This window comes from Sphingomonas sp. Leaf21 (genome assembly GCF_916858675.1).
GTDB lineage: Bacteria > Pseudomonadota > Alphaproteobacteria > Sphingomonadales > Sphingomonadaceae > Sphingomonas.
Genome location: NZ_CAKASM010000014.1, coordinates 79,005 through 87,006, shown reverse-complemented (window position 1 = coordinate 87,006; position 8,002 = coordinate 79,005). Strand labels below are relative to the sequence as shown.

The 8,002-nt window shown below is 68.2% G+C and carries 6 protein-coding genes; 2 read left to right on the top strand and 4 right to left on the bottom strand.

Annotated features, from left to right (window positions below):
- Positions 1–232: 232 nt before the first annotated feature.
- A complete protein-coding gene (locus LRP66_RS12170) occupies positions 233–2,221 on the bottom strand; it encodes a potassium transporter Kup (RefSeq protein WP_230482860.1) in 1,989 nt (662 codons plus the stop codon).
- Between the two features lie 125 nt (positions 2,222–2,346).
- Here LRP66_RS12170 and pdeM point away from each other — a divergent pair, with 125 nt between their 5' ends.
- Complete coding sequence (pdeM, locus tag LRP66_RS12165) at positions 2,347–3,009, top strand: ligase-associated DNA damage response endonuclease PdeM (protein WP_230482859.1); 663 nt, start codon at positions 2,347–2,349, stop codon at positions 3,007–3,009.
- Here pdeM and msrA read toward each other — a convergent pair whose 3' ends face one another.
- The 3 genes from msrA to pabB form a co-directional block, all read right to left on the bottom strand.
- Positions 3,010–3,675, bottom strand: coding sequence for a peptide-methionine (S)-S-oxide reductase MsrA (msrA, locus tag LRP66_RS12160; RefSeq protein WP_230482858.1), 666 nt, complete (start codon positions 3,673–3,675; stop codon positions 3,010–3,012).
- 486 nt (positions 3,676–4,161) lie between these two features.
- A complete protein-coding gene (locus tag LRP66_RS12155) occupies positions 4,162–5,361 on the bottom strand; it encodes a pyridoxal phosphate-dependent aminotransferase (RefSeq protein WP_230482857.1) in 1,200 nt (399 codons plus the stop codon).
- Positions 5,362–5,415: 54 nt separating this feature from the next.
- On the bottom strand, positions 5,416–7,164 hold the full coding sequence (gene pabB, locus LRP66_RS12150) for an aminodeoxychorismate synthase component I (RefSeq protein WP_230482856.1): 1,749 nt from the start codon (positions 7,162–7,164) through the stop codon (positions 5,416–5,418).
- A gap of 110 nt (positions 7,165–7,274) precedes the next feature.
- Between pabB and LRP66_RS12145 the strand changes: the two genes are divergently transcribed.
- A complete protein-coding gene (locus LRP66_RS12145) occupies positions 7,275–7,949 on the top strand; it encodes an MBL fold metallo-hydrolase (protein ID WP_230482855.1) in 675 nt (224 codons plus the stop codon).
- Positions 7,950–8,002 lie beyond the last annotated feature (53 nt).

Below are 8,002 nucleotides of genomic sequence, written 5' to 3'. Positions count from 1 at the left end.
AGACCGCCGGACCTAGCCCCTCCACCACCGCTTCGCGGCGGTCCCCCTCCCCAAGCAAGCTTGGGGAGGAATAGGGCTCTTCCAATCCTCCCCATCTCGGATGGGGAGGGGGACCGCCTGGCGATAGCCGGGTGGTGGTGGGGCAAGGTCCGGCGCGGCCTCCCACAACCGACACTTGAAAGCTGGTATGCCGTCCGACTCAGCCCCCCGAACTATGCTTGGGGGGAAATCCTTACACCGTGACCTGCTCGCCCAGTTCGAGCACCTTGCCCGGCGGGATCCGCAGGAAGTCGGTCGGGTCGCTGGCGTTGCGCTGCAGGAACATGAACAGCCGGTCCTGCCATGGCGGCATGCCCTTCTCGGCCTCGGGCTTGAGCGTGTTGCGGCCGATAAAATAGCTCGTCTTCATCGGATCCAGCCCCGACGCCCGCCGTTCGACGCCCAGATCGCGGGGCAGGTCGCGCGGTACGTCGGGCGTCTCCATGAAGCCATAGGTCAGCGCGACGGTCGCGAAATTGTCGTCCAGCCGCTCGACATGCGCGCGGCGTTCCGGCGGCACGACGGGACGGTCGGCGGTGCGGATCGTAACGATCAAATTCTGCGAGTGCAGGATCTTGTTGTGTTTCAGATTGTGGAGCAGCGCCCCCGGCGCGGAGGCGGGATTGGCGGTCAGGAACACCGCCGTCCCCGGCACCCGCTCGGGCGGTCGCTTGGCGAGCGCGGCGGCGAGGTCGGCGAGCGGGATGGCCTGGCGCTTCTCGAACGCCGCGACGATGCCGCGCCCACGCACCCAGGTATGGATGATGAGGCCGACGCCCGCCCCGACGAGCAGCGGCACCCACCCCCCCTCGATCACGCGAAGGATGTTGGCGCCGAAGAAGACGAGGTCGAGCGCCAGGAACGGCAGGATCGCCGCCAGCGCCAGCGGCCGCGACCAGCCCCAGCGGTGCCGCACCACCAGATAGGCGAGGCAGGTGGTCACCACCATCGTGCCGGTGACCGCGATGCCATAGGCGGCAGCCATCGCCGAGGATGTCTTGAACTGGACGACCAGCACCAGCACCCCGAACAGCAGCAGCCAGTTGATCGCGGGCAGATAGATCTGGCCCTGGAAATCCGCCGAGGTCTGGCGCACGCGCAGACGCGGCAGCAGCCCGAGCTGGATCGCCTGCTGGGTCAGCGAGAAGGCACCGGTGATCACCGCCTGCGCCGCGATCACCGTGGCGAGGCCCGCCAGCACGATCAGCGCGGGGCGAAACGCCTCGGGCGCCATCAGGAAGAACCAGTCCTGGTTGGTGAAGGGCTGTCCGTTGGCGGTCGCCCGTTCGAGCGCGGACAGCGCGAAGGCGCCCTGCCCCAGATAGTTGAGCGTCAGCGCGGGCAGCACCAGCGAGAACCAGCCGATCCGGATGGGCAGCCGCCCGAAATGCCCCATATCGGCGGTCAGCGCCTCCGCGCCGGTCACCGTCAGGAATACCGCGCCCAGCACGAACAGCCCGACGACGCCGTGGCTCGCCAGGAAGCCGACGCCATAGCCCGGCCAGATCACTCGCGCGATCGAAGGCTCGTCGGCGATGTGCCACAGGCCCAGCCCGCCGATGACGAGGAACCACAGGATGCAGATCGGCCCGAACAGCTTGGACACCGACGCCGTGCCGCGCGACTGGATAAAGAACAGCGCGACCAGGATGACGATCGTGCACAGCCGGATGACCTCCTCGTTGAAGATCGTCGCGGCGGCGGGAATGGTGTGCAGCCCCTCCATCGCCGACAGGACCGACAAGGCCGGCGTAATGATCGCATCGCCGTAGAAGAGCGACGCCCCCGCCGCGCCGAGCACGAGCGCCAGGCGCGAGCGTATGCCGACCGAGCGCCGGGCGAGCGCGGCCAGCGCCAGCACCCCACCCTCGCCCTGATTGTCGGCGCGCATCAGGAAGACGACATATTTGATCGTCACGACCAGGATCAGCGACCAGAGCGCCAGGCTGAGCACCCCCAATATCTCGCTGGGATCGATGCCGTCGCCCGCCGATTGGGAGAGCGCCTCGCGAAAGGCGTAGAGCGGGCTGGTGCCGATATCGCCGAACACCACGCCGATCGCCCCGACGGTCAGCGCGGCGAGCGCGGGGTGGCGATGCGCGGCGTCCGCCGTGCCCGTGCCCGTGCCCGTGCCCGGGGCGGTGGTCTGATTGGCCGTGATCTCGGTCGCCGTACCCGTCATGCCCGCTGGAACCCCCTGTGCCAAAAGGACGGCGCGCTTTACGCTTCTCCGTCGGGGAAGCAAGGGCTTTCCCAAGGCCGATGCAAACGCTTGATATTGCGCAGCGTCAAGCGCATGGACGGCAAATGGTTCCCTTTTCGTTCGGCGGACATGCGTTTCTGGCGCTGGCCGATGGCGCGCTGTTCTGGCCCGCGCGGTCCGCACTGCTGGTCGCGGACCTGCATCTGGAGAAGGCGAGCTGGTATGCGGGCGGCGGACAGATGCTGCCCCCCTATGATTCGCTGGCGACCCTGAGCGAGCTGACCGCGATCGTCGCGCGGACCGGCGCGCGCGCGGTCTGGTGCCTGGGCGACAGTTTCCACGATGCCGAGGGCTGCGACCGGCTGTTGCCGGAGGCGCGGGCGATGCTGCTCGCGCTGACCGGGTCGACCGACTGGACCTGGATCACCGGCAACCACGACCCGGTATTGCGCGACCGTTGCGGTGGCGTGGTGGTGGACGAGGCGCTGGTCGACGGGCTGGTCCTTCGCCACGAAGCCGATCCGGCGGAGACGCGGCCGGAAGTATCGGGGCATTTCCACCCCAAGCTGCGCCTGAGGGTGCGCGGCAAGCTGGTCGCGCGGCGGTGTTTCGTGGGGACGACCGACAAGCTGATCCTGCCCGCCTTCGGTGCGTTGACCGGGGGGCTGGACGTCGATCACCCGGCGCTGATCGAGGCGGTCGGGCGCTCGGCCGAAGCACTGGTCCCGGTGCGCGACCGGATGCTCCGCTTTCCCGTCGCCGCCTGATTATCCGGCGCGCGCGAGGTCGGGGAAGCCCGCGCGGAACCCGGCGACCTTGGGCTTGTCCCAGCGCACGATATAGGGGTGCGTCGGGTTGCGATCATAGAAATTCTGGTGCTCGGCCTCGGCGGGGTAGAAGCCGCCCTGCTCGATCCGCGTCGTGATCGGCCTGGCGAACGCATGTGCCCGGGTCAGTTGCGCGATATAGGCGCGCGCGATGCGGGCCTGGTCCGGCGTCTGGGCGAAGATGGCGGAGCGATAGCTCGGCCCGCGATCGGGCCCCTGTCCGCCGACCTGGGTCGGATCATGCGCGATCGAAAAATAGACGCGCAGCAACGTCGCATAGGACACCCGCGCGGGGTCATAGGTGATCCGGACCGCCTCGGCATGGCGGGTCCGCTCGGTCGAGACCGCGCCGTAATTGGCATCCTGTCGACCGCCACCGGCATAGCCCGCGGTCACGGCGGTCACGCCCTTCACCCGCTCGAACACCGCCTCCATCCCCCAGAAGCATCCGCCCGCCAGCACCGCCGTCTGGCTACGCCCCGAGGCGGGCACGTCGAGCGCCGCCTTTGGCAGCGGAACGGCGCGTTCGGCCTGGGCGGGAAGCGAGGATAACGCGAGCGATCCGAAAGCGGTCGCGGCGAGGGCGATGCAAAGGGTGGTACGCATCAGCCTGATATGGGATGGTTTTGGGTTTCGGCTAGGGGCCGGGAGGCTGTGGGTATAGGCTTCGACTTCGCTCGGGCAGAGCAGAGTCGAAGGCCAAGGGAAAAGCCCTTAGCGAACCGCCTCGACCGGAGCCGAGCCGTAACAACTGGGCGCTTCCGCCGGATGAAGCATCACGAGACCCAGGGCGCCAAGCGCAAATCCGCCGGCGAACTGCCATACGAAGCTGGACTTGAGGAGGGCACGCATCGAACTTCACCTGTCTAAACGGGTCGCCCCCGGATGGGCGGCGATCTTCCGGGCGCGATGTGGTCGATCGGCGCCGTTCCGACAATGGCGTTTATAGAAACACAGCATTAACGGCACGTGGACGTGTCGTTCATGCCACAGTTAAGCCATATTGCTGCGGCGCATATATTGACATGAAAAAGCCAGCCAGATCGTGCACTTGGCCCAATCGGCTGGCTTTGCGCCGCAGCAATGCCCGATTTATTTCAGCGCGGCGCACGCCGTCTGGATGCGGGTGCAGGCGTCGCGAAGCAGCGAATCGGAGGTCGCATAGCTGATTCGCATCGCGGGCGAGAGGCCGAACGCCGCGCCCTGGACCGCCGCGACCTTCGCGTCGTCGAGCAGATAGCCGACAAAGGCCTCGTCGCTGTCGATCAACCGGCCCGAGGGCGTGGTCTTGCCGATCAGCGGCGCGAAGGACGGATAGACATAGAAGGCGCCTTCGGGAGTCGGACAGGTCATGCCCGGAATCGCGTTCAGCATCGACACCACCATGTCGCGCCGCGCCTGGAACGCCAGGTTGCGCTCTGCCAGGAAGCCCTGGTCGCCGGTCAGTGCTGCGGTCGCCGCCGCCTGCGCGATCGAGCAGGGGTTGGAGGTCGACTGCGACTGGAGCTTGGCGATCGCCTTGATCAGCCAGGGCGCGCCGCCCGCATAGCCGATGCGCCAGCCGGTCATGGCGTAGGCCTTGGAGCAGCCGTTCACCGTCAGCGTGCGCTCGTACAGCTCGGGACAGACCTGCGCGATGGTGGCGAAGCGGAAGCCGTCATAGACGATATGCTCGTACATATCGTCGGCGAAGACCCAGACATGCGGGTGGCGAAGGATCACCTCGCCCAGCGCCTTCAGCTCGTCGGCGGTATAGCCCGCCCCCGTCGGGTTGGACGGCGAGTTCAGGATGACCCACTTGGTCCTGGGCGTGATCGCGGCGTCGAGCGCCTCGGGCGTCAGCTTGTAACCCTGTTCCGGCCCCGCCTTGACGATCACCGGCACACCGCCCGCGAACTGGACGACATCCGGGTAGCTGACCCAATAGGGTGCCGGGATCACCACCTCGTCGCCCGCGTCGATCGTCGCGACCATCGCGTTGAACAGGGTGTGCTTGCCGCCGACATTCACGCTGATCTGATCGGCCGCATAGGTCAGGCCGTTGTCGCGCGCGAACTTCGCCGCGATCGCCGCCTTCAGCTCGGGCGTGCCGTCGACATTGGTATATTTGGTCTTGCCGTCGCGGATCGCCTGGATCGCCGCTTCCTTGACGAAATCGGGCGTGTCGAAATCGGGTTCGCCCGCGCCCAGCCCGATCACGTCGACGCCCGCGCGCTTCAGCTCCATCACGCGGCTGGTGATGGCGAGCGTGGGGGACGGGCTGATACGGCCGAGCGCGGCGGAGGGCTGCATGAAACGAAACCTTTGCGTCAGGAATAAGCGGGGGCGCCTTAGCCCCTCATCCCCTCAATCCGCAACCATTCGTGCACGAAACAATCCGCGAAGCGCGTTACCAAGCAAGAATCCGTCTCGCAGATCGGCGCGTGTCAATCGCCCCTCCATCGCCTGCCCGGTCTCGATCAGGTGGCCGCGCAAGACACCGGGCAGGAGTCCCTGCGCCAGCGGCGGCGTCACCAGCCGGTCGCCGCGCGGCACGAAGAGCGAGGTGAAGCTGCCCTCGGTCAGGCCGCCGTCGGGCGCCTCGAACACCACTTCGGCCGTCCCCGCCGCCCTGCGCGCGGCATCGTAGAAGCTCCGCGCGCTGGTCTTGTGCCGCAGGCGGAGATCGTCCGGAGCGACGGGCAGCGGCACGATCCGCACCGGCACCACCTCCTCGAACGGCGCGGGCGCGGGACCGACCTCGACCACCACCGCCCCGCCACGTGCGAGAAGCAGGCGGATTCGCCGGGCCTCGCGCAGGCGGAAGGTCGCCGCCTGCAACTCGTTGCGCGCGTCATGCCGGTCGAAGGCGAACCCGAGCGCGGCGGCACTGGCCTTCATCCGGGCGAGATGCGCCTCCAGATGCTGGATGCCCTCGATCGGATCGAAGGCCATTGTCTCGATCAGGTCGATTTCGGGTTGTCCGCCGGAGAGGAAGGCGGCCTTGGCGAGGCATTCGTCCCACTCGGCCGCCGCACGCGAGTCGGCGACCACGCCCGATCCGATGCCCAGCGTGGCATGGGTGGCGCCGCGCGGCCAGGTCAGCGTGCGGATCGCGACGTTGAACATCGCGTCGCCATCCGCATCCAGCCGCCCGATCGCACCGGTATAGATGCCGCGCGCCGAGTCCTCGACGGCGGCGATCGCCTGCATCGCGCGGATCTTGGGCGCGCCGGTGATCGACCCGCAGGGGAACAGCGCCGCCAGCACATCGACCGCGTCGCGCCCCTCGGCCAGCGCGGCGGTGACCGTCGAGACCATCTGATGGACGGTGGGATAGGGCTCGACCGCGAACAGCTCGGGCACCGCGACCGAACCCGCGCGCGCGGCGCGTGACAGGTCGTTGCGCATCAGGTCGACGATCATCAGATTCTCGGCGCGCTGCTTGGGATCGTCGCGCAAGTCCCGCGCCGCCCGCGAATCGGCGACGGGATCGGCCTCGCGCCGCGCCGTGCCCTTCATCGGCCGCGCGGTCAGGCGGCCATCCTCCAGCGCGACGAACATCTCGGGCGACAGCGACAGGATCACCGTCTCGCCGGTCGCGACCACCGCCCCCCAGCCCGCGCGCGACCGGGCGCGCAGCCCCGCATAGAGCGCCAGCGGATCGCCCAGCACCGGCGCGCTCGCGCGAAAGGACAGATTGACCTGATAGAGATCCCCCGCCGCGATCAGTCGCTGCACCTCGGCGAATTGCGCGGCATGGCGCGCCTCGTCCCATTCGGGCTCGAGCGCGCCGATCCACGCCCCCGCCGGGTCGGGCAGCGCCGATTCGACCGTAATTTCCTCAAAGCCTTCGAACAGGCCGAACCACAGGAGCGGGCCGTCGGTCGCCCGTGCGGCTATGCCCGACTCCAGCGCCGCCCCCGCCTCATAGGCGATCATCCCGGCGGCGTGCAGTCCGCGCGACCGTGCCTCGCGAAGCCGGTCCAGCGCGGGCACGACCTCGTCCGGCCGCTGCGCGACGACGATCTCGACTGGCGCGGAATAGAGTCGCGCCGCCGCCCCTCCGTCCCGGGCGTCGTCGAGCAGCACGAAAGGGACATCAAGGCGCAACATGCCCGACGATCCATGCACGGCCCGTCCCCGCACATGCAAGTATCGATTGCCCACGAACGATTACGAAGTATCGATTGGATGTCAGTGTCTCAGCGCCTATCTCGGCGGCCATGACGTCCGCACCCCAGAACCCGCCGCTCCGCGCCGCGATCGTCCCCGTCACCCCGCTCCAGCAGAATTGCTCGATCGTCTGGTGCACGGCGACGATGAAGGCGGCGGTGGTCGATCCCGGCGGCGATCTGCCGCGCATCCACGATGCCATCGCCAAGACCGGCGTGACGGTGGAGAAGATCCTGCTGACCCACGGCCATATCGACCATGCGGGCGGCGCGAAGGCGCTGTCCGATGCGCTGGGCGTCCCCGTCGAGGGACCGCAGGAGGAGGATCGCTTCTGGCTCGCGCGGCTGGACGAGGATGGGCAGGCCTATGGCATCCCGGCGCAGGTGATCGAGCCGACGCGCTGGCTGAACGAAGGCGACTCGGTGACGGTCGGCGACCTGACCCTGGATGTATACGAGACGCCCGGGCACACGCGCGGGCACGTGATCTTCCACCACGCCCCGTCGAAGTTCGCGCTGGTCGGCGATGTCCTGTTCCAGGGATCGGTCGGGCGCTCCGATATGCCCGGCGGCGACCATGACACGCTGATCCGCTCGATCGTCGAGAAGCTGTGGCCGCTGGGGAACGAGACGGCATTCATTCCGGGGCACGGCCAGCCCAGCACCTTCGGGCATGAGCGGCAGAGCAATGCCTTCGTCGCGGACCGGGTTCTGGGGTTGGGGTAAGCGGTCGGGCGTGGCCTTCGACTTCGACGTCTTGCGCCGAAGTCGAAGGCCAA